Source organism: Salmonella sp. K21076 (assembly GCF_039650795.1).
Classification (GTDB): Bacteria; Pseudomonadota; Gammaproteobacteria; order Enterobacterales; family Enterobacteriaceae; genus Salmonella; species Salmonella enterica.
On the sequence record NZ_JBCLYA010000049.1, the window covers coordinates 1 to 21742 of the forward strand.

Consider the following 21742-nt stretch of genomic DNA (forward strand, 5'->3'; position numbering starts at 1 on the left):
GCACTGCCCGTTGGTGTACCTGTTCCGTGGCCGTCAGCAACACTGCCAGAGGGATGGCTGAAATGTAACGGCGCAGCATTTTCTTCTGAAATGTACCCCAAACTGGCAAAGGCTTACCCCGCGAATAAATTACCGGATTTACGGGGTGAGTTTATTCGTGGCTGGGATGATGGGCGAGGAATTGATGCGGCACGCGCTTTATTGAGCATTCAAAACGGGATGTTGGAAAAACACCGCCATATTGTTGTAGCTAACGATGGATATGACACAAAAGATGAATGGGAGTTGGCCACGATTTTCAAAAAAACATATACACAAGGCAGGGGGCTTGATGCCACAAATACAGGAGGGAGTTTGATTCCATCACCAACGCTTCATTCACGAGGAAGTATTGGTAACACAGGTGGTAGTGAAACCCGCCCCCGCAATATTGCATTTAACTATATCGTGAGGGCGGCTTAGTTATATTCAACTGGCTGCTGCCAGAGGCATTTCCGGCCAGTTGATATCCGGTGCAGTGCTGATGTCAGTCGCATTAAGCACATCTATGAAATCAAGCACGGCGTTTAGTTTTTCCGTCTCCTGGGGCGTCAATCGGCGTCCGGCTCGTAGTTTGAGATTTATAAGCTCAACAGATGCCATTGCCTGTTCCTCAAGTTGCTGACGATGCGCTCCGGCAGCTTCCAGTTCTGCTGCGTGCTGTCGTCCCGCATCTGTCACCCAGGTCTCACCATCCCAGACATCATAGATAGTAGCTGGCTGTTTCACCGTCGTATCAGGAGGGTAATCTCCCGGTTGTGTGATTTGCACAGCGTTACCATTCTCTGTGCTGTAAACCGTTTCGCCTCTGTGGTCTGGAACATATTTCCAGATGTTCTGGTCGGTATCACGACAGACAGCGAAGCCGGGGCGTTTTTCTGGTGGCGCGTCAATGCATGAGTGAGCCGGAATTCCAACACCATAAGCGAGATACTCAACAGTGGCAGAGAGATATTCACGGTTTTCAGCATCGTAGTTATAAACGGTAATATCGCCTGCAGTTATAGCGATACCATTCTGATCAAGTACTGCAGCAGCATTATTCATTAAGTAGCCCTTACAATATAGTTAAACGCAATATTACGGGGGCGGTTTTCCGTTCCTGTATTCCCTCCGTTGGCACCTAATCTATAAACACCACGAGTGCCAATAGCACGTAGTGAAGATGGAACTTTTACACCTGACTCATCTGTTTTAACAATCCCGCCATCACCGTATGTAGCCAGTATACCAGGGTTTGTTCCTGCACGGGTGCTATTTGCGGCAAGCCCTTCACCAGTCCATAACTCCATATAGTGAATATGATCTATAACCGAATGTGATTGTGCATTAAGCAAGGAACGCCCTGAATCAATTCCCCGCCCGTCATCCCAGCCACGAATAAACTCACCCCGTAAATCCGGTAATTTATTCGTGGGGTAAGCCTTTGCCAGTTTGGGGTACATTTCAGAAGAAAATGCTGCTCCGTTACATTTCAGCCACCCTGCTGGCGGTGTGGCTGAGGGCCACGGAACAGGTACACCAACGGGCAGTGCAGAGCCTTCCCCCAAACCAACGTTTNTTGCGCCGACAATACTGGTACTTAGACCCGTTGCTGTTCGTTTGTTATTTTTATTCCCTTCGATCAGACAGTTGTAATCGTCATTACCAATTAACGAATTGGTGGCATCAATACCGTCCGGTGACAAGGCATTAGTTGTGGAACTTAAAGTCAGCATCTCGTCTGAACTTGGAAGATTTTTTAATGGGATTTCATTGCGTGAAATACCCGCATAAAAAAAGGACTCATGCCTGTGCGCTTCAAAAGAGTCATCCTGAAGCCTTAGCAAGGCTCGCCCCGCATCCACGCCACGTCCGTCATCCCAGCCACGGATAAATTCACCCCGTAGATCCGGTAGTTTATTTGTAGGATAAGCCTTTGCCAGATTGGGGTACATTTCAGAAGAAAATGCTGCGCCGTTACATTTCAGCCACCCTGCTGGCGGTGTGGCTGAGGGCCACGGAACGGGCACACCAACGGGCAGCGCCGAGCCTTCCCCCAAACCAACGTTTCTATGCCGCTCTTACNCCCACTTAAAGCAGCTTTGGCACGACCAGTGACGTTACCCAGAATTGCATACCATAAATAATCACTCCGGTAATTCGTTGAAAATGTTTTATCGCCACCGTAATCAATACTATTTCCGTTACTCATATATGAAATATCAACTGCGGCATCATTGTCATCTCTACCACCAACCAAAGTACCTTTCTGCCACTCAAGCAACTGGCGACCAGGATCAATCCCGCGCTCGTCATCCCAGCCACGAATAAACTCACCCCGTAAATCCGGTAATTTATTCGCGGGGTAAGCCTTTGCCAGATTGGGGTACATTTCAGAAGAAAATGCTGCTCCGTTACATTTCAGCCACCCTGCTGGCGGTGTGGCTGAGGGCCACGGAACAGGCACACCAACGGGCAGTGCAGAGCCTTCCCCCAAACCAACGTTTCTATGCCGCTCTTACGATGTAATTAAATGCAATATTACGCGGACGAGCTGATACATAAGCCCACCAGTCATATTTTTGTGCACCTTTACTGGATGCATCAAATATCCACTTTTTGCCATTTATGGCCCCCCATTGATTAGAGCTTAAAGTGTCACCAAATCCGTATTGTGTTGAGCTGAGTGAACTGATATCCCCAGTATCATTATCATCAAAACCGGAGACGATAGTGCCTTCCTGAAATGAAAGTATCTCTCGTCCTGCATCAATACCTCGTCCGTCATCCCAGCCACGAATAAACTCACCCCGTAAATCCGGTAATTTATTCGTGGGGTAAGCCTTTGCCAGTTTGGGGTACATTTCAGAAGAAAATGCTGCGCCGTTACATTTCAGCCATCCCTCTGGCAGTGTTGCTGACGGCCACGGAACAGGTACACCAACGGGCAGTGCAGAGCCTTCCCCCAAACCAAGGTTTTTGACAAACAGCGCAGGCTCAGGAATATCTGCGCCGTTCTGGTCTTTAGCCAGCTTTTCCGCCAGCTTGTTCAGTACCGTAGTCGCAAAGTTTGGATCATTACCGAGAGCGTCAGCCAGCTCTTTAAGCGTATCCAGTGTCTCAGGGGCGCTGCCTGCAAGTGCCGCAAGTGCTTTGGCCACAAACTCCGTCGTCGCCAGCTTTTTGCTGTTATCACCATTTGCAGGTGTAGGTGCTGTTGGTGTGCCGGTGAATGTCGGACTGGCTTTCGTCGCGTACTGGGTATGCGGGTCAACTGCCGCGATATGTGCAGCCAGGTCTGTTCCGCTTTTTTCGACCTTCTGTTTGAGGTATGACGTTCGGCTGGCCAGTTGTTTAGCCTGGCGGTTAGAAATTCCGTCAGGTCCGCCCAGAACGGGGTCAGAGACCTCAATCTGGTAGATGCCGCTTTCCCACTGCGGGGTTTCGGGTAGATTTGCCATAATTAACTGCTCCCGTGGTTGTAACTACCGTCATAACGGGTAGTACTGTTGTATCGAATGGCGACAGACTGATATTCCAGACTTGCCAGATGACAGCGAGCCGGAGCAAAGGCAGCAAGCGTCTGACGTAACAGCGCCGCCTGATCGTTAGTGATGGGTTGTTGAAGGATGACGCGATAGACTGCCCAGGCTTGTGCATCACCATGGACGAAAAGCCCGTTGTACGTGTGTCTGCCGTCATAGCCAATCTGCCCCGTACCTTCAATCAGATCCACTTCGCCGAAGCCAAAACGGCGGATAATTTCCCGGATTGACCACGGTGTTCCTTTATAGCGGTGTAGCTCGATAGCGGATTTGATAAGCATGCGGCGTACATCGTCCGATTCCGCCAGTTCCCAGCCATCGCCGAACAGCGAGAACTGCTCGCCAAGCCATGGCAGCGCGGAACTGTCGACAATATCGACGAGACCGACCATCAGTACGCTCAGGTCGATGTTATCCAGCCGTCCGGCCAGTCTTCCCAGCGTTCTGAGACTGATATCACCCTCAAGCGGTGGCGGGAGTTGTAGCACCTCAGCCATCGGACACCCCGGTCATGTTAAGAGTGATCGCTGTACAGTTTGCCCATTCGTTTTCTGCCACCACCCTCAGTGCCGGTGTCACCAGTTCGACCTGGTACACCCCGGAAACGGACAACACGCTGATAATCTGGCTGGGAACAATATCGCGCCCCAGCGTGGCGGTACGGGATGCCACCCAGTTCTGTATGGCGCTGTTAGCGTTGTCCTTTACCAACCTTGCATCCTGATCACGATAGATCGTAATCCTGGCTTCAATGGTGTAATCCACCTGAACAGGTGTTTTAGCCCGCACGGTATCAGTGAGTGGTCTGACTTTTTCGTCAGAACAGAAACTCTCTACCAGAGTGAGGATACTGCTGTCCGGCAGACCAGTGCTGAGCAGCGGATACAGCTCGACAGTGCCGGGAGCGGGAGAAAGAACAGCAACGTCGACAATGCCGGGATGCGCCCCCATAGCATGAAAACGGTATGCACCACGGCTTCCGGCATTGGTGAATGACTCCGGGGCCAGCCTGATACGCTCCCGGAGCCGGTCATCGTCTTCCTGCTCTGAACCGCCAGAGCTGGCCGTCAGATTGGTCACCAGCAGGTCAATGTTATCAATCTCATCGAGTAACTGACTGACCTGCGCCGGTTGCCAGCCGTTGCCAGCGGTACCCGGCTCGGTACAGGTGGCCGTGACATTGACCAGCAGCAATCCGGCCTTCAGCACCACATCTGTATCGGTGGCAAAAATAATACTGTCGGAAGCGCTGACGCGGGTGCCTGCCGGGATCAGCACATCAATGGCCAGTGCCTCATCCACAGAGAACTGAAGTGTGGTGGTGGCAGGCTGCGCAGCAAGGCGGTATACGTCGACCAGTTCACCGAGGTAATCAATCATCGGCTCACGGGAAAAAGCGACCAGATTCTGCTTCGCCGCCTCCTGTACTGCCACCCTGACCAGCATTTCGCGATAGGCCCACAGGTCAATCAGCAGACGTTCAGCCTGTGCCGGGTACAGCGTTTTTCCGGTATCCGCTTCATACTTCGCAATCATTTCTGCCGTGATTTTATCGGCATCGCGTTCAATAAAATCGGGTTCTGTCAGCGCCATAGCAGTTCCTGAGTACGGGGTTGTCCGTCTGAGCCTTTCCAGCTCACCCGGAGCGTAAGATGTTCGCCGTCGACGGCGGGTTTAACCGACATAAGCTGGCAGCGGGGTTCCCAGCGCCTGATGGCATCGACGGATTCGCGAACCACATGCGGAATGGCCCGGCCGACAGGCCAGTCGATATAAAGGTGCAGATTGCTGCCGAACTCCGGGCGATGCGGGTCGCTGCCGCGGGGAGTCCGCAGGATGATCTGGATGGACTGCCGGATATCATCCAGCCCCCGGACGATTTCGCCGGGAGCCTGCAGAGCTGGTTGCCAGAATACTGAGGTCGTTTTCATGGAGGCAGTATTGCCCCCGGGAAGTAAGCGCCGATATTAAAGGCGTTTAAGAAGGTTCAATGGGAATGGTGATTAGAGTTCTGACCATCAGCAAATATGTTACCCGTTGCATGGGCGCTTCCGTTGATTTCCAGATCACCATTGAGTGTCGCGGGGCCGTTGATCGTGGTAACTCCCGTGAGGTCGAGGTTTTTCCCTTTGAGAGAGATATCAGCGGCAACCTCCACCACGATACGCTCAATACCTCCTCTGACCGTCAGCGTATGGGTCGCGCGGTTATAACTGAACTCCGCGCCATCAGCGTATTTCGTACCCCGGACGTTTTTATCACTGAACGGCGGTTTATCGACGTCTGAGTACACCGCGCCCAGAATAACACCATCCTCGCCGTTGGCATCGAGCAGCACCTCAACCTGCTCCCCCACGTCAGGGAGCCAGTAATCCTTGTTATCCTGGGTATTGCGCTGTAGCACGTTAAGCCAGTTTGTGCGCAGATTATCGCATTCAGGCAGACGAACGCGGGCCTGAACCCTGTCGGCATCAACGGCACTGACCGTACCGATCTGACGGGTGACACCAGTCATTTTTTCTTCTCCTTAATCACCGTCGATGTACTGCCATCCGGGTGATAAACCGTGAGTTTCTGAGTTTTTTGTTTTTTCCCTCTTGTGACTGGCCCCCGTGCCACTTCCAGCTCTGTGGTGTAGCCGCTGTTACGCTCAAACGCATGGCGGGCAGTGATTATCAGCCATGGACCGGATAACTGTCCAAAGCCCACCAGTTCAATTTTGTTGCCTGCTGTCAGTTGAGGCGTTCCCGTCAGCGTCAGGGAGCCGTTCTGCTGGTATTCGTTATGTCTGGCCAGTGCTGAATCCGCTTTAATCCGGGCGCTGTCCGGGTCGCTGACGCGGCTGTTAACTTTAAGTGAGTCAGCGCTGGTAACCTTACCGCCTTTGAGCTTTTTGTCGCTTTCACGGGTACCACCATCAGCTTCGTAGACGATCAGTTTTTTACTGCTGCTTTTCTGGTGTTTTACCTTTGCAGATTTATAGACCCGGTTGATGGTGTCACGCAGGGAAAAGCGGGCCACACCCTGCGGTTTTAACTGCCTGACCGGCTCCTGACTGCGCAGTGTGGCCAGATGAGAAAAAATCAACTGGTCACTGACCACTTTCACTGCATAACCATACTCGCTGGCCAGCCGGCGCAGAAAACCCACGTCGGTTTCAGCATACTGGGTCACCCGGTCGATTTTGATGGACTCAATGCTGCCCACCAGTTTCAGTCGGTGCTTTCTGGCAATCCGCCCCGCAACAGCTGCCAGCGTGGTGTTCTCAAAACCACGGCTGGATTTAGTCCGCAGAGCACTGTTAACCGAGGTGGCCACCCCACGGATAGCGACAACGGACGCGGGCGAACTCACTTCGATCTCGTCTATTGAGAATGTACCGCAGGACAGCAGTTTCTCGCCCTGATAACCCATTTTCAGCGTCAGCGTGTCACCCTTGCCCGGATACCACTTATCCAGCCAGCGACCATCGGTGTCATCCAGCTCCACCTCAATGGTATCGGACTCATTTTTGATGTTATCGCTCCAGACCACACGGGTGACATAAGGCGCGATATCAGAGGTGATGTTTTTCTGCAGATACCACAGAGTGAATACCGGCGTCAGCACATCGCTGACGCTGGTTAACGCTGATGTGGCTTGCGCAGTACTGTTTATCTCAGCCATGGGGCAATATCCTCTTCTGTACGGGCATCTTCAGCCTCAATAACCGGGATCAGTAACAACAACCCGGAGGGCAGCACCGGCGTAATGGCCACGTGCGGATTGGCTGCAATAATCCGGGGATAGCCCAGCGGGTCACCGTAGTACTGCCATGCCAGCGAATCCCAGCGCTCTCCGTCACGGGTAATATGTTCAAGAAACATCACACACTCCTCGTCAGTATTCTGGCGGCCATTGCACTTAATCCCGGAGACATGCGGTTGAATGCTGTGCCGGCGGCGTTAAGCTGCCCGGAAACGGTATCCAGAGCACCTGCAATATTTCTTTTGTCCACACCACTCAGCGCCGACTGCGCCTGCTGTACATACGTGGCTGCCTCACTGGCTGTTCTGGCCAGACTGATGGCATCGGGCATGGATTCAGAGAGTGCATTAAACGCCGGAACACTTTTCCCCAGAGCTCCGGATATATTACCCAGTCCGCTCATCAGTCCCGGCACACGGGTCAGCGCGACAACGGGGTTACCCTTCATTTTCTGCGCCACCCGAACGGCACTGATAGTGGTCTGGAGTACAGACTGCGCCTGTTTCGCATAGTTGACGCCGTTACGGACGAACTGCGCCACCCCGGAAGGCGATGGAACAGCACCCGATACAGCTCCGGCACCGGGAACCTGCCTGCGTATTGCCGGCGGTTGCAGAGGATTTTTCGGGTCACCGGTGTATTCCCGGAGAGACACGGTGGCACTGACAGCCAGCACGTTACCGGTGCTGTCTGTCTGCTCGCTGGTTGCGGTCACATCGGTAATCACGAACCAGCCGCGATAGTCACCGTTGCCGAAGACCAGCGCCAGTGCCTGATGGGCCTTCATGGCTGTTCGCACTCTCGCCAGCTCCACGTCGGGCACACAATAATGCTGATGGAAGACTAGGCTTATCTGGATTTCGTCCAGCCTGTCGCCGACAAACTGCAGGCCGGGTTTACCCTCGATGCGGGCATGCTCCGCATAATCGACGCCGAACGTGGCCTCGAAGCCGTCCCAGTAGGTAATCAGTTCAAACTCAATATCACCCAGTACGGCAAACATCAGCTGTACTCCTTACGTTGTTTCTGAGCCAGCAGACGCTCCAGCATTTTTTCCAGCTCATGCAGGCTCATATTCAGGGCACCAGTCAGCCCGGCAGGCGCTGCGGTTTCCTTACCATTGAGGAAAAACTGAGGATTAAAGCTGACCTTGATACCGCCAGACGCTCCACCGCCAGTTGCAGTTGCGCCACGGCCTGAATATCCGGCAGCCATGATTTCCGGCGACGGGATACGGGGAACATCCGGTGTCATTTCAGCGGCCAGGCGCTGCCCGGCCAGTGCAGCAAGCGGAGTGGTCCGTTGCAGGCCAATGGCGGCACCCTGCGCGATATTGTCACCAAAGCCCATAAACACGCGACTCGGTGAATGGATGCCCAGCTTTTCGCTGAACCAGTCACTGATGCTGTCACCCATTCCGGTTACGCTGGTTTTGAGTGACGCCCATTTGTTTCTGATGCCATTTATCAACCCGTCAATAAGATGACCACCGAAGTCGGTGAATTTCGCCGGCAGATCAACGCCGAGATATTTCAGCGCAGCCGCAAAGGCTTTATAAAGCAGACCAGCCGGAGACCAGTTAACCAGCAGTTTACCAATTCCCACGATGCCGCCGTTAAAGGCTTCCTGAATGTCAGCCCAGCGCTGTTTAAACCAGCTACTGACTGCGCCCCAGTTGCGGTAGATAAGGTAAGCTGCTGCCGCGACGGCGGTGATAACGAGACCGATGGGATTCATCAGCAGCGCCCGGCCAATCCAGAGAACGGCACGCCCGGCGCTCATAATTCCGCGAACCAGCCCCCCTGAGAGCACACCACCCAGTGTTCTGGCTCCTCTGGCGACAGCACCAAAGCCTGTCACCAGCCAGCGGAGTTTACCGCCTTCCCCCAGTGCGAGCGTCAGACGAAGCCAGTTGGCCCGAAGTAAAACAGCATTTTTCCAGACGCTTACAAAGGGGGAAAGAAGGAGATTCAGCCCAAGCTTGAGACCGATAGTGGCCATCCTGAAAGCGAGTAATGCGCCCACAACCTTTATGGTGCTGCTGACGAGCTGCGGATTTGCCGCTATCCATTTGCCAACACTGTCCATTAAAGGAATAAATGTTTCACCCAACTGGAGCAAAGCCGGACGCAAGGATTGCCCGATGCTGATAGCAGAATCATTAAAGCCGATCTGCATTCTGCGCCAGCGACCTTCAAGCGTATCATTCTGCTTTGCAGCATCCTTATCCAGGGTAGAAATTGCAGCCGGAGCATTCATTTCCTGCTTACTGGAAAGGTATTTATCCCAGCCCTGTCGCATTGACAGTAAATGGTTGACAGTCTGAATATCGGTAAAGACCTCAGCCAGACCAAATGACTCCATGAGTTTCTGCTGACCTTCCTGATCGCCTCTTGCTCCTGCAGCTTTCCATTGCTGCAAGAACGCTTTGCCTTTACTGTCGATAAAACGGTTGGCAATCATCAGTGAAGCTTCGTACTGCGAAAAACCCTGAGCGACGTAATTCTGCATTGACCCCTGGTAATCCACCCCGGCTTTAGCATATTTCTGGATGGTATCTCCGCGGCCCATTGCTGCCAGCCAGTTGGACATATTGGTGACCGCTTCCTCTGCAGAGCCACTACCTTTACCGACCTCCAGACTGGCAACAATCTGGGTAATCGCATCTTTTCCATAAATACCACGAGCAGCGAAGGCTTTAGCCATACCGGGTAATGCTTTTGCCATATCCTTCAGCTCAAATGACCCAAGTTTGGCTCCTGTTGCCGCAATACCAAACGCCTGTTCAAGTTCTTTCGCATCAGTGATTCTGAGTGCATCGCTGAAGGCATAAGTCATTTTGGCAAGGTCGGTCATATCGGCTTTGGTTGCTGTAGCGGTCTTTCCAAGCATCTCTGCAAACGTTGCTGCCCGTTCGGGGGCCATACCATCAGCAACTAATTGTCCGACTCCCCCTAACAGAGACTCCTGCAGTTGGTTAACCTTCAGCGAGGCTTGTCTGATAGCCTGGCCAATTGCACGTTCCTGTTTTGCATCCAGGTCTCCTGTGACACTGATATCCCGCAACTGTGATTCAAACGAGGCATATTGTTTAACCGAGGCCATGACCGGTGCGCCCAGCGTTCTGCCAATAGCATAGGTTTCTGCACCCTGACCATAGAGCGCCAGGCGGTTAGCCTTCAACGCATCACCGGTGGCTGATACTGCTGACAGACGGCGCTGCTGACGTTCAATTTGCTCCATGGTGCGGCTTACCCGCAGCAACTCGCTGTTGAGATGCTGCATCCGGGAAGAACCCAGTTGACCATAACGTTCTGTTGCCCGGGTTAAGGCATTCTGGCGTTCCTGCAGACGGCGGGAGGTATCACCAAGGGAATCAAGGGCGCGTCGGGTGCCACTGACGGCTGAGCGGAAGCTGCTCCCGACAATGCCGCCAATAATGACGCCGACTGAAAATTCACTGGCCACGGTGGCTATCCTCTGAAAGCAAAAAAAACGGAAGGGAAGTGTCTGAAACCCATGCAGAACAGCCGCGACTGGCGGCTGTTAAGTGATACGTTGTTACTGATTGTCGCCGAACTCGCTTTTGATTTGCTCTTCAGCCTGCTCCAGCCACATCTCCAGATCGTCAGTATCGAGGGCATCAATCTCCCCCGGTTGAAACCTGAACCATCTCGCCAGCAGGCCCTGCGCCTGCATCAGTGTTTTTGTCGCTCTTGCCCAGCCCAGTGATTTTCTGAAATCGTTTCTGCAGCTCCATATAGTCGGCAAGATCCATGTTATCGAGGTCTTCCGGGAGGATACCGGTGCTACGGGCAATCAGTGGTTCGTCCCAGTCTGCCGGGTCTTTGTTGATTTTGCGCACCTGCTTCAGGTCTTTTACTGTCAGGCGTTTCAGTTCAATCTGTTCAATTCTGGTACCTGCAGCAGTGGTGAAAGGATAAGACAGCGTAAAAGTATCGGACTGGGTCTGTGACATGATCATACTCCTTTGTAAATTCAGAGCAGTATGTCTGGCGGTGGACGTGACGGATATTAAAGGGGATTAAGAAGAAGGGGCCGGAGCCCCTGTGATGTCAGCAAGTGCGAAAACCCTTGCAGTTACGCAGGAAAGCGATGAGAAGCGCCTTTCCCTCAGATTTGCCGGTGCCGGAGAACCACTGGTCGGGCGGCTTCCATGCTTCAATCAAATCGGCCAGTTTGCGGGCCTTTGAACGTGTGCAGTCAATCGGGTCATTGGTTTTACGGGTATTAAAGAGGGTCTCCACCCCCGGAATATCAAGGAGGGTAAACCACGTACCATTTGACATGCCCAGTGACGCACATCGCCCTCCTTTGTCAGTCAGTTCAACACTCACCGTCAGCCCCCGATATTGATTCGATAGTCAGTCAGTTGATCAACGCCACCGACGCGGAAGATGTTGGCCAGATAGTCCAGTTGCAGCAACTCTTCACCATCCAGTACCTGTCTGATATACGTGCAGGTGAAGCTACTGGAGAACTCGGCGTTCTCGTGCTGTTTGAACGTCCCCAGCGGGTTCTTCTTGAACATAATTGTCAGGAAGGTGACCAGCGGGATTTCGTCGATCAGCCCCTGCGAGCTGTAGCGCTGGACGCTGGAGCGACACTGCAGCGCCAGCGACTTGTACGGGTTCGCGGCAGACAACATCGCATCGCGGTAAAAGCTGTTCCATTTGATTTCGCCTTCCAGTTTGTCAAAACCAGCCGGGAGTTCCACCTTACCCACCATCCCCAGTGCCTTGTGCTCCTGCATAATCATGGAGACATCGGGGAGTTTAACTTCCTCAGCCCGTCCCAGCAGGTTAGTACCATCCAGATAGATGTTGGCATTCGTGATTCGGTTTATCTCAATCTTTGACATCAGTTGCCCCCTTTCAGGGTTAACAGGTATTCCGAGGTGATTTCAGTCTCAAACGTCAGTCGCTCCAGCGGCGGTGGTGGCGTATATTTGTAGCTCAGCAACAGGTGCCCGGCGGCCAGCTCCGTCTCCGGATTGCGGGCCGGATCAAACCAGCAACGGAAGCCCAGTACCGCACCATCACCAGTCATTTTGCGACCGTAGGCGTTGACCGACTCCGTCAGTGCATCAATCAGCGCCTGAGTAATCGGCATGTCGATGTACTGCTGGCTGAAGTAACGAATGGACTCGTTGATCACATCACCGGTGCGGCGAACGTTCTCAAAGTTACGCATATGGGTGACCGTTGGCCATGCTGCCGTCCGGTTACCCCACAGATGAAGGCCGCTGCCGTAACTGCTGAATACCGTGGTGATCCCCTGTTCGTTAAGCAGGTTCACCTCGCTCTGCGGATCGTCAATCATTGCCGACAGCTGGCGCTCCACGCCGGTGATCCCCAGAATTTCCTGATTGGAGGATGACCACCAGTACCCTTTGTCCAGGTCGACTTTGGCACGCAGGCCCGCCGCACGCTGGCTCAGTGGCTCCAGACGCTCCGTGTTCGTCACCGGGTCATATACCTTCACATGCGGGTAGCACAGGCGGACACGGTCAGAGCTGGTATTAAAGTTAATGGTGCCTTCCGGGCCACGTCCCGCCAGAGCCTGCGCAAAAGTGGTACCAACCGGCGCATCAATATAGGTTACTGCTCCCAGTTTCTCAGCCATGGCGATAAGCTCAACCGAGACGCTGTTCTGGGTGCAGAATACCGGAGCAATCAGGATTTTGGCGAAGTAGCCAAACAGGTTAAAACTGTCGTTAAGCAGCTTCATGCCGGTACGGTTGCCTGCAGCGTTAACGGTACCGATGATATCAGCCGGGGTGACTTTGGTCGGATCAGCATAGTTATAGCTGGCCTTCACCGTTGCATCTGCAGCAATGCTTTTACCCAGGTTAGTAATCACCCCGGTCTGTGCATCAAGCGAGTAGTCCTGACCTTCAACATAAGGCTGACCGTTGCTGTCCGGTTTCAGTACCAGCTGCGCGACCACCGGATTAGCCAGCCGGGCTCTGCCTGTCGCCTTGTCGAACGACACATTCTCACTGACCACAGCGATTTTATGCACAGACGGATCGAGTACGTTAATGACCAGAACGGTGCCTGCACCATGGTCATAAATCGCATCCAGCGCCTGCGGAATGGTAAAGCCGGTGAACTGGCTGCCAAATGCCGCAGCGTCTTTCTCAGACAGGCACTGTACCAGCGTATTGACATCCCCCATCGGGGCGGTACCAATCAGGCCAATAACGGCAGATTTCACCGTTTTAACCGGGCGGGCTCCGTTTTCCACCTCAATGGTTTCGACGCCATGCAGATAGTTAGCTGCCATGGGAGTCCTCCGTTTTCACTTCGCTGTCACTGCTGCTTCTGCGCTTTGGTGACTGCACAGCCGGTGTGACGGCGGGTTTAGTATCTTCTGGTACCGGCGTCAGATGCTTCAGCGCCACCAGTACCTTCACGTAGTCATGCTCCTCCGGCAGGGAAACCGTCTTCCCCGGCCAGAGCAGGATTTCGGTTCCGTCCGACAGCGTGACGCCGCTGGCCGGGCCGGAATAGCGGTATTCTTTCATCACTCGCTTTCCTCATAGTTCACTTCGGTTAACAGCGGGCCGGACGGTAAATCGCTGTCTTCGATAAAGACGCTTTCAGTCGCGAAGTCGAGGGCGTATTGCCACAGCCCCCTGACTTCACCGATAAACACCTCGCGGGTCAGCCAGATACGGCGGCGGCAGCCGGGCGGGGTGTGGCCGCCGAGAATGCGGCGGACAGCATCCAGGACATTAATCGCCCCTTTTTTACCGTTGAGCTGGCGGAAGACCACCGTGACGCAGAGCTGGATAGTCTGAGACTGGATCACCGCACCGGTATCATCCGGCCTGTCAAAGCGCGAACCGGCATAGCTCAGCAGCAACGCGCCAACCGGATGGTTCAGGCGATATTCAGCCGGTTTCTCCGGGAAGTACTCCACCTGCAGTTGCGGCAGCTTCTCGCGTAACCGGGCCAGTACCGCATCAAGGACGGGCAGAACGTTCATCAGTATTTCTCCAGTAAACCGTCACGACCGCCGAAAGTGGCCGGGCGGCTGCGTACACGAAACTCGCCAGGCTCAGGCACATCTTTCTGAGTGGACGGCAGCCCCAGCGTGAGCCTGTTATCACGTAACTCCCTGAGTTGCCGCAGCGCTTCTTTGTGGTCATCCTTCACCGTATCCGGGAGGTCACCTTCCGGGCGGCGGGCGTAGAGCCGGTAACGGACTAGCGTGATGGCAATGTCCCGCAGAACAGTCGGTATCTCTGCCAGTGGCAGGATATAGCGTCCGCGCAGATGGGCATCAATCAGCTCGTCGGCATAGCGGATACAGCTGTCCACCACACGGGTATTCACTGTTGCAGGCGAGTCGAAGTCCATCTCTTCACTGGTGAGCTCGATCAGCGTTCGTTCCGGCACCTGCGCAAGCAAATCCTCCAGGGTGCAGTACATGTCACACCCCGCGCAGGATACGAATGACGTCGCCTTCACCCCCGGCTTCATCAAGTGCAATACCACAGGATTTACCGTCGCCGGACTGCGGCACGGCTCTGGCCTGAGCATCTGACTGAACAGCCACACCACGGCTGACAGCGGCCCCGGCCTCGACAGCAATAATGCCCAGAACGCTCACCGGCGTGCTGTCGCCGGTAACAGCATCCACTTCGGCAACCCCGAGCGCTGCGGCACCGGCTTTACAGGGGGTATTATCTGCCCCGACAAAACGCTGCTGTGCCAGTGCGGCCCCTGCCGTTACGGTTGTGATCAGAATGACCTGCTGAGTGGTTCCCATAACGCCTCCTTATTTACTGATACCGGTAATGAGATACCCGGCATCGCCACCAACCACGGCGACTTTGTAGATATCGGTATAACGGCAGTACTTCACCTTGCCGCCGGCTCCGTCGTACTTGTCGGCAACAGGCATCCCCTTACGGCGCAGGGTGTAGCCGAAGGACGGCTCGTTCTCGTCCGCGCTGTCCGCCCCCGGCTGCGGCTTGCCGACGTAATGCAGCATCAGATTGTCTCCCCAGATATCCGTCGGCACGCTGTCCTTATCCATTGCCGCTTTCATGGACGGCAGGGAGACAGGAGCACCGATGACGATCTCTTCGATCTGAAAGAGGTCCTGCAGGATCTCCGTGGTGATGCGCTTGCGTTCGTTGGCTCCGATGGCTGCCTGAATTGCCGGGTGGAACTTCAGCAGCGCCATCACGCCGGCCCCCATGGTCATCAGGTTAGGACGCAGCCCCGTGGCCGTACGGACCGCTTCCATACCGGCTTCAATTACCCCGATGGGGTCCCCCTTACCACCGGCCCAGCGGTCGCCGGCTGTCAGTTTTTTAACGTGCCCGGTACGGTAGACCTTTTCATCCTGAGCCAGACGGGCGGCGATAAGTTCACGGCGCAGATTCACGCCATTCGTGGCGCGACGGATGGCCTTGCTCTCCTCGTTAAACATGGACTCCGCCTGTTCGCGATAGTCCACTGGCGCAGCCAGATCGTGCTCACCCAGCACCAGATCAAGCGTGCCGGTTTTCTCACGGACCAGAACATTGCTGTCCGCCCCGACGGCACGCTCGGTGTCATATTCCACAAAGGCGGTTTTCCCGAAGGTCGGCACACGCACGCCTTCCTTGTCCGTCAGCACGACGGGGAAAATACGTTCGCCAATGAATGCGGCATTTTTATAGCCTCGGGCGATACTGGTCAGTACCGGATCAACGACACGTTTACCTTTTAAGTAATCAGACATGCTCTCTCCTTAAATTACAGGCAGCGTGCGACAGCAGCCTCATAGCTGATGCCTTCTTTTTTGGACAGGGCCACTGCTTTCTGATGCAGGGCCAGACGCTCAGGATCGGCTTCCGCAAACTCCGCCACATCCACCTTCACCGCGTCGCCGACACGATCCTTTGTGGCCTGTTCGGCGAAGTTCATCACCGGCTCCCCGTCGGAGAGCAATGAACGGAAGGCGGTGGCCAGCGGTGTGCGGCTTTCCCCCTCAGCAAACTCCACCGGCTTGTCGCCACCGGCGACGGCATCCAGCAGGGCAACCACCACGGAGGAGGCGCGGGGAGCCAGACGCCCCTCTGCGACCAGTTTTTCTGCAAAGGCCACATTGTCCTTATGCAGTTGCTCCTGTCTGACCTGTGCATCACGCGCATCGCGATCAGCAGCCTGCTGCTTCAGGCGGCGGTTCTCCTCCTGAAGGGCTTCAATCTCTTCTTTTGTCATCGATGATTCCTCGTTACTTGCGGAAGACGGCCCCGGGCCTGTCTCACTGAATTGTGCACCTGCTGCATCCTGCGACAGTGTGTCGCGGTACGCCTCTTCGCGCAGACTGTTGAGCTGCCATTCCGGCAGGACTTTTTCTGCCTCGTCCAGACTGAAGCGGGCGATCAGAAAATCGCGCAGCTTTCCCCACAGGGAGGCATTCGTGATGGCCTGCCAGTCGGCGAACTCCACCACACCTTCTTCCTGCTCACTGAAGGACACCTGTTTCAGCCCTTTGACGGAAGGTGGCTGTGCCCCGAGAAAGCCCACATGGCGAAGGTAGAGCACGCCGGGCTTCGGATTGGACGGTGAATCCGGGAGGTAGAAAGAGGCGGACACTTTTTTGAATCGTCCGTCGGTGACCATCTCAGCAAACTGCGGGTCCAGCTGGGCAGGCTCTGCCATCAGATCGACGCCGCTGAGCGACAGGGCTTTCACCCAGCCCCACGCCGGGTCTTCCGTTCTGGGATGACCAATCACGAGTGGTGCTTCATGGACGGACGGGTCATAGGCTTTCACGCAGGCGGCAAGATCGTCTGGCGTGAACGGCAGTTTTTTGCCGTGCATATCGGTATGAGTACCGGCTTTAAAAATGTGAATGGCTGACATTTTGCTGTCCCGCGTTATGTTGTCGGAGACAGTTTGTGAGAAATGCAGGCCCGGCGATTTTAATCTGCTTTAGAAAACATCAGGGGAGAAGGACAGGGAAAGCAATGCGGTGAACCGGAGGCGGTTATAAAACAGAGGCTGTAAAGCCTTTATAAAGGTAATACAGCCCCTCATTCGCTGGCAATGATAAATCACCCACCTGAAGAGAGAAAACTCAGCGACGGGCCGCTGATTCAAGATGGCGGACAATGGTATCGAGGATGGGGATTACCACTTCAGGCTGTAGTTCTCCATCCCCCGTCACCGGCAGGAACGGGCGGGCCGGAAGTTCAACAGACTCATTACGCCCCGTTTTACCCCCGAACTGGTGAATGGCACCGTAAACAACGTTGGTCCCCACAACAGCCTGCCGGTCGTCATGGTCGGTTGATACTGACCCCATCAGACGCCCGGTATCCTGCAGTGTCTGCCCGTCACGTTCTTCCGCTGCCAGCGAGGGCATCCACCCCGGACGCCCCTCATCAAGAAAGTTAAACTGTGTTTCCGCCAGCAGGGTTCCGGCGATTTTGCGCATCGCGGGCTCCATGTCTGTGGCAGCCAGATCCAGCGCACGGAGGCTCCGGCGCAGGGATTTATCGTTAATGGTGATACTGACCAGGTTATCGGAAGCCATTGTTATCCTCTCAGTTCCTGTTGTGCCAGTGGCTGAAGCGTACCCTGATAGCGGGCCAGGTCGGGACGGTATGCTGCCCCCGGTGCATAAGACCAGCCGACGTCGGTGGTCACCTTCGTGGTGCCGGTATTAAAGGTGGCCACGTTCCGCATTTCGCCGGTTTTCTCTGAGACCAGTTTCAGTTCCTGGCCCATGGCAGAGCCGGAGCTGATAACCTTCAGGCCACGGGCACGTACATCCGTCGCACTCAGGGCAATCACACTACAGCGGCAGCGCCAGCCGTTCGGCGGGTAAAATGCCTGCCAGAACGGGTCATCCCAGCGCAGCACCAGACCATGCAGCGCCAGATGGCTCCTGCGGGTATGGCTGTCGTTGATGCCGGTATACATCCAGTACGGCCTGTCGTCGACGTTTTCCATCTGTTCCGCCCAACGACCGGCGCTGTAGAGTACGGACATATTGGTGCGAAAGATGGTATCGAGCCGCCACGGACTGCCCTGCTGAATGGTGACCGGCTTACCCGTTACCGGGTCAGTCGTGTCACGTGGTCCCCACCATCCCTTACGCTTCAGCACCGGCTCCAGCTCCTGCCGGAACCAGCGATCGGTTTTTCCTTCATCGACAGCCTGCTGCAGTGCCCCGCGAATATCTTCCAGGATATCCAGGCGGGTCACTTTAGCAACGGTAAAGGCGCGGGCATGGGCCTCCTGCCACATTTCTTCCCAGTCCCAGGTAATCTGATACCCTTTGGACTTCAGGTAACTGACTGCCCGCTTCGGGGGAAGCGTCATGCAGTACGCCAGTTCAGCCGTTGTCACGCTCATGCAGGCGTCCCCAGATATTTGCCACAAAGAGAATGCGGGCCAGCCGTTCCTGCAGATCGTCCGTGTTCATCTGAGGGTAGAGCTCCGCCAGTTCGCCCAGCAGCTCAGTCGGGTTAACCCCGTTTTCGACCCGCTTAAACAGAGGTGCCAGGACGGGTTCCAGCGTGCCATTTAACACACCTCCGTTCATCAGAATGTCCAGCGCGTCGTCAAGCTGCTGCTGAGCCTGAATATCGGCATCAATCGCCTCGGCAAATGACAGCGGCAGCATGTTATTCTGGCGTTCCGACGGTGGTGTCTCGTCAATATCGCCGTCCTGCAGCTGGTACTCACGCTTAAAGTATTGCGGGGTCAGACGCAGACCCGCCCGGGTGAGTTTTTCGTCGCGGGTGGCGCGGGTGTCATCAATGGTCTCCTGTTCCCACATGGCCCAGACCGGACACGGCACATCGCCGAAGTTCAGGGTGACCACCGTTCTGATAACCTGATTCACTGCTGCCTGAATGATGTCCGCATCCGCATCGCGGATATCAGCCGTTACCTCCAGCCCGGCCTGTGCTGAGGCCTTGTTACTGTTCGCTTCCGTGGTCTGATTCTGACCAAGTAATGCAATGGAGATCTCACTGCGTGACAGTGTGATCAGCTCGCGGAATACCTCGCTGCTGTCCGCCTTACCATCCGCGGCTTTGAGTTCGATGCTGCTGTCATCGGGGATGGCGGCCACCGCGTCCTCCACCATCTGCTCCATGGAGTCCAGCAGTTTTTCAATCTCTGCATCATTTGCACCCCTCGGGTGCTTACCGATCACCCACGGGGAGCCAAACTTTTCGGCAAAGCGGAGCCAGAATTTCATCCCGCCTTTCTTGAAGGCGACCGGCCAGAAGCACATGGACAGGTCCGGGAAACCGTAAGGATTGTCATACGAGGCATCCTGTGCCGGCACCACGAATTTTGACGGTGACAGCAGCTCACCCTCCACACCCGCATCACGCGCCCGGAAGCGCAGGCAGTTGTCCGTATCAAACTGAAACCACTCAGGCGGTTTGCCGACAATATCCGTCACTGCCCACGCCCTGACCGAACGGCCCCACATGATTTCACAGGGCTGATACCCGTAGAGCACGGCATCACTCATCTCACCGATGATGCGGGACAGATCCAGATCGTCGAGCATGTCGCGGATGAAACGGAAGACCCGGGCAGAAGCGTGACCGCGCTCCAGTCCACGCTCCAGTGATTTGAGCGCTGCTTTACGTCTGCGGATACAGCCCCCAACCAGCGGGTCGGTGCGCAGTTCGCGGTAGATACGGATATCCCGTCCCTGAGCCTTGAGAATGGGATCAGGATTGGGCAGATACATGCCCAGTCCGTAAAAGTCGATCGCGCGGCTGCGGGAGGCAATCTGCGCGGTCAGTGATTTCTGAGGCTCAGAAAAAGCAACAAATTCATCGGGTGAAACCCAGATACCCCTCGCCATCAGAATCCCTCCAGCATACGGGCCGCCTGACGACGACAGCGTGAGCTTGCCTTCACCGGCCCTTTGTTAATTTCACGGCTGGCGAAATACGCCAGCGCCAGTGCGATGGCTGAATCCCCGTGGCGTTTACCACCGTCAGCCTTTGCTTTTGAGCGTTGCTCCGGCACGCGGGGGACACCGTTCACCACCTGAACGGCCCGCAGGTCATCCAGTGTGTCTTCATCCTTTGGTAAGTCCACCAGGTTACCGTCTTCCAGTGCAGCTTTGACCGGAGGCATATGCTCCCGGTACCAGCCTTCAGTTGGCATCACCTGCTGAACCCGGCTGGAGCCGTAGCGCTGCATGGCGTATTCAGCCAGATAGGCACCATTACCACGGGCATCAAACGCTGCACCCAGCAGACCGGGCAGGCCATCCATCAGATACCAGGTGATTTGCTCCTGCTGTCTGAACGGCACGTTACGCAGCTCCAGTACGAATGGCACGCGTCGTACCAGGTTCTTCTCCTGCAGCAGGGGATAGTCCACCGACAAATCACCGCTACGGCCAAAGTCGCGCCCCAGGAAAGAGCGGGCATCAGCGGGGAGTGCCTCCAGCAAGGGTTTCAGATGCTCATCAAGCCAGTCCTGTGTCTCGTGGAAGCGAACCTCATCAGACAGCAGTTCATAACCTTCCTGACAGGTCAGACGCAATACCGGCGTATCAGCGGACATGCGGGACTCTATCAGGGCACGGGACAGCCAGGCGCCGCCACCGTTGGCCGGAATACAGTCAAGCTCTTCGGATGCGCCGGCAGCGTAGAATTTGTACACCGACGCCATCCAGGCCTGCTCGGATGCCTCTGACCATTCCTTCCCGGTGCGCAGACAAACGCGCCGGAACAGCCCCTCAGATACGGCTTCCCGGAAAGTGATGCGATGTACGCTGCCTCCCTGACGTCCGGCACGGATATCCCCGATAAGCGTATTGAACGGATTGTCGTCACCGTCATGGGTGGAGATAACGCGTACCTTTCCCCCCCAGATAAGCATCGCCAGCGCCGCTTTCAGCAGTTCGTCCAGTTGCTCATGGAACGCCGCTTCGTCGATAACAATAATACCCTGACGGCCACGCAGGTTAGACGGGCGGCTGGAGAGCGCAACAATACGAAAGCCGGAGTCAGGAAATTTGATGGTGTAAGTCTTGATGTGTTTGTCGTCGTCGTCCTCTTCCCAGAATCCTTCTTCAATTTCACTGGCCGCATAGTTGAATGCCCGTGCCCACATTGCACACGCCTGAATGTATTCGACGGTCATGTCCTGGTTATAAGCGATGTAATACACATTCATCCCGCCTGCTGGCGCAGAAGAGGCGGCGGTCAGTACGTTATCGGATGCCTCAGCCCATGTAATACCGGTACGACGGCTCTTTTCTATCACCTTAAGCGGAGAGGTGTCTGCCACCCAGCGCTGCTGGTAAGGCAACAGAACGGGAGGGGCATCCAGCGCCGAGGTATCAGGCAAAACGGGAGCAAGGTTATTCCTCCCGTCCATGGGACTCATCCCTTCGGGGCCGCCGCCAGC

The 21742-nt window shown here is 55.2% G+C and carries 28 protein-coding genes and 1 pseudogene; 1 reads left to right on the top strand and 28 read right to left on the bottom strand.

Translation table 11 applies throughout. The features are described from left to right. The coding region (locus AAYN39_RS17750) for a phage tail protein (protein ID WP_346254052.1) at positions 1-462 on the top strand (462 nt) is incomplete at its 5' end. A 6-nt stretch (positions 463-468) separates the two neighbouring features. Here the strand turns inward: AAYN39_RS17750 and AAYN39_RS17755 are convergent. The 28 genes and pseudogenes from AAYN39_RS17755 to AAYN39_RS17890 all read right to left on the bottom strand — a co-directional run bounded on the left by AAYN39_RS17755 (position 469) and on the right by AAYN39_RS17890 (position 21721). Beyond that, positions 469-1086 (bottom strand): tail fiber assembly protein, encoded by a 618-nt coding sequence (locus AAYN39_RS17755; protein WP_001057643.1) that lies wholly within the window; start codon positions 1084-1086, stop codon positions 469-471. Next, on the bottom strand, positions 1086-1589 hold the full coding sequence (locus tag AAYN39_RS17760; protein WP_001802272.1) for a tail fiber protein: 504 nt from the start codon (positions 1587-1589) through the stop codon (positions 1086-1088). The genes AAYN39_RS17755 and AAYN39_RS17760 overlap by 1 nt, the downstream gene beginning before the upstream one ends. Before the next feature lie 273 nt (positions 1590-1862). Continuing rightward, positions 1863-2081: pseudogene (locus tag AAYN39_RS17765) on the bottom strand (phage tail protein); the annotation flags it as partial. Continuing rightward, positions 2006-2518, bottom strand: a complete 513-nt coding sequence (locus AAYN39_RS17770; RefSeq protein ID WP_346254053.1) for a phage tail protein — start codon at positions 2516-2518, stop codon at positions 2006-2008. The pseudogene AAYN39_RS17765 and the gene AAYN39_RS17770, both read right to left, overlap by 76 nt. Before the next feature lie 10 nt (positions 2519-2528). Beyond that, positions 2529-3482 (bottom strand): phage tail protein, encoded by a 954-nt coding sequence (locus tag AAYN39_RS17775; RefSeq protein WP_001775322.1) that lies wholly within the window; start codon positions 3480-3482, stop codon positions 2529-2531. 2 nt (positions 3483-3484) lie between these two features. Beyond that, complete coding sequence (locus AAYN39_RS17780) at positions 3485-4063, bottom strand: phage tail protein I (RefSeq protein WP_000852584.1); 579 nt, start codon at positions 4061-4063, stop codon at positions 3485-3487. Then, positions 4056-5159: a baseplate J/gp47 family protein gene (locus AAYN39_RS17785; protein WP_001219103.1), complete on the bottom strand. Its 1104-nt coding sequence runs from the start codon at positions 5157-5159 to the stop codon at positions 4056-4058. Before AAYN39_RS17785 ends, AAYN39_RS17780 begins: the two co-directional genes overlap by 8 nt. Continuing rightward, on the bottom strand, positions 5150-5497 hold the full coding sequence (locus AAYN39_RS17790; protein WP_000859114.1) for a GPW/gp25 family protein: 348 nt from the start codon (positions 5495-5497) through the stop codon (positions 5150-5152). Before AAYN39_RS17790 ends, AAYN39_RS17785 begins: the two co-directional genes overlap by 10 nt. Positions 5498-5553: 56 nt before the next feature. Beyond that, a complete protein-coding gene (locus AAYN39_RS17795; RefSeq protein ID WP_000148263.1) occupies positions 5554-6081 on the bottom strand; it encodes a phage baseplate assembly protein V in 528 nt (175 codons plus the stop codon). Then, positions 6078-7232, bottom strand: coding sequence for a contractile injection system protein, VgrG/Pvc8 family (locus AAYN39_RS17800; protein ID WP_000808000.1), 1155 nt, complete (start codon positions 7230-7232; stop codon positions 6078-6080). Before AAYN39_RS17800 ends, AAYN39_RS17795 begins: the two co-directional genes overlap by 4 nt. Continuing rightward, positions 7220-7432: a tail protein X gene (locus AAYN39_RS17805; protein WP_000478221.1), complete on the bottom strand. Its 213-nt coding sequence runs from the start codon at positions 7430-7432 to the stop codon at positions 7220-7222. Before AAYN39_RS17805 ends, AAYN39_RS17800 begins: the two co-directional genes overlap by 13 nt. Further along, on the bottom strand, positions 7432-8316 hold the full coding sequence (locus AAYN39_RS17810; RefSeq protein WP_000458383.1) for a phage tail protein: 885 nt from the start codon (positions 8314-8316) through the stop codon (positions 7432-7434). Before AAYN39_RS17810 ends, AAYN39_RS17805 begins: the two co-directional genes overlap by 1 nt. Beyond that, on the bottom strand, positions 8316-10781 hold the full coding sequence (locus tag AAYN39_RS17815) for a phage tail tape measure protein (RefSeq protein WP_000135574.1): 2466 nt from the start codon (positions 10779-10781) through the stop codon (positions 8316-8318). The genes AAYN39_RS17810 and AAYN39_RS17815 overlap by 1 nt, the downstream gene beginning before the upstream one ends. A gap of 93 nt (positions 10782-10874) precedes the next feature. Continuing rightward, positions 10875-11012: a GpE family phage tail protein gene (locus AAYN39_RS17820; protein WP_001148841.1), complete on the bottom strand. Its 138-nt coding sequence runs from the start codon at positions 11010-11012 to the stop codon at positions 10875-10877. Next, positions 10957-11292 (bottom strand): phage tail assembly protein, encoded by a 336-nt coding sequence (locus AAYN39_RS17825; protein ID WP_000084228.1) that lies wholly within the window; start codon positions 11290-11292, stop codon positions 10957-10959. The genes AAYN39_RS17820 and AAYN39_RS17825 overlap by 56 nt, the downstream gene beginning before the upstream one ends. A 97-nt stretch (positions 11293-11389) precedes the next feature. Next, complete coding sequence (locus AAYN39_RS17830; protein ID WP_000110118.1) at positions 11390-11671, bottom strand: hypothetical protein; 282 nt, start codon at positions 11669-11671, stop codon at positions 11390-11392. A gap of 2 nt (positions 11672-11673) precedes the next feature. Next, positions 11674-12198, bottom strand: a complete 525-nt coding sequence (locus AAYN39_RS17835; protein WP_162828734.1) for a phage major tail tube protein — start codon at positions 12196-12198, stop codon at positions 11674-11676. Continuing rightward, positions 12195-13622, bottom strand: coding sequence for a phage tail sheath subtilisin-like domain-containing protein (locus tag AAYN39_RS17840; protein ID WP_000729859.1), 1428 nt, complete (start codon positions 13620-13622; stop codon positions 12195-12197). Before AAYN39_RS17840 ends, AAYN39_RS17835 begins: the two co-directional genes overlap by 4 nt. After that, complete coding sequence (locus tag AAYN39_RS17845) at positions 13612-13863, bottom strand: hypothetical protein (protein ID WP_000666498.1); 252 nt, start codon at positions 13861-13863, stop codon at positions 13612-13614. The genes AAYN39_RS17840 and AAYN39_RS17845 overlap by 11 nt, the downstream gene beginning before the upstream one ends. Continuing rightward, positions 13863-14327, bottom strand: a complete 465-nt coding sequence (locus AAYN39_RS17850) for a Gp37 family protein (protein ID WP_001101804.1) — start codon at positions 14325-14327, stop codon at positions 13863-13865. The genes AAYN39_RS17845 and AAYN39_RS17850 overlap by 1 nt, the downstream gene beginning before the upstream one ends. Continuing rightward, positions 14327-14773, bottom strand: a complete 447-nt coding sequence (locus AAYN39_RS17855; RefSeq protein WP_000271668.1) for a DUF1320 domain-containing protein — start codon at positions 14771-14773, stop codon at positions 14327-14329. The genes AAYN39_RS17850 and AAYN39_RS17855 overlap by 1 nt, the downstream gene beginning before the upstream one ends. A gap of 1 nt (position 14774) precedes the next feature. Beyond that, positions 14775-15113, bottom strand: a complete 339-nt coding sequence (locus tag AAYN39_RS17860; protein ID WP_000537457.1) for a DUF2190 family protein — start codon at positions 15111-15113, stop codon at positions 14775-14777. 9 nt (positions 15114-15122) lie between these two features. Beyond that, positions 15123-16076 carry a hypothetical protein gene (locus tag AAYN39_RS17865; protein WP_001286905.1) on the bottom strand — a complete coding sequence of 318 codons (954 nt, stop codon included), beginning with the start codon at positions 16074-16076 and terminating at the stop codon, positions 15123-15125. A 14-nt stretch (positions 16077-16090) separates the two neighbouring features. Continuing rightward, positions 16091-17206, bottom strand: a complete 1116-nt coding sequence (locus tag AAYN39_RS17870; RefSeq protein ID WP_001273072.1) for a hypothetical protein — start codon at positions 17204-17206, stop codon at positions 16091-16093. A gap of 214 nt (positions 17207-17420) precedes the next feature. After that, entirely contained in the window at positions 17421-17879 is a 459-nt protein-coding gene (locus tag AAYN39_RS17875) for a phage virion morphogenesis protein (RefSeq protein ID WP_000135517.1), read from the bottom strand. A gap of 2 nt (positions 17880-17881) precedes the next feature. Continuing rightward, positions 17882-18703, bottom strand: coding sequence for a phage minor head protein (locus tag AAYN39_RS17880; RefSeq protein ID WP_000117561.1), 822 nt, complete (start codon positions 18701-18703; stop codon positions 17882-17884). Beyond that, on the bottom strand, positions 18684-20180 hold the full coding sequence (locus tag AAYN39_RS17885; protein WP_000090679.1) for a DUF935 domain-containing protein: 1497 nt from the start codon (positions 20178-20180) through the stop codon (positions 18684-18686). Before AAYN39_RS17885 ends, AAYN39_RS17880 begins: the two co-directional genes overlap by 20 nt. Continuing rightward, positions 20180-21721 (bottom strand): hypothetical protein, encoded by a 1542-nt coding sequence (locus AAYN39_RS17890; RefSeq protein ID WP_170825686.1) that lies wholly within the window; start codon positions 21719-21721, stop codon positions 20180-20182. Before AAYN39_RS17890 ends, AAYN39_RS17885 begins: the two co-directional genes overlap by 1 nt. Positions 21722-21742: the final 21 nt, after the last annotated feature.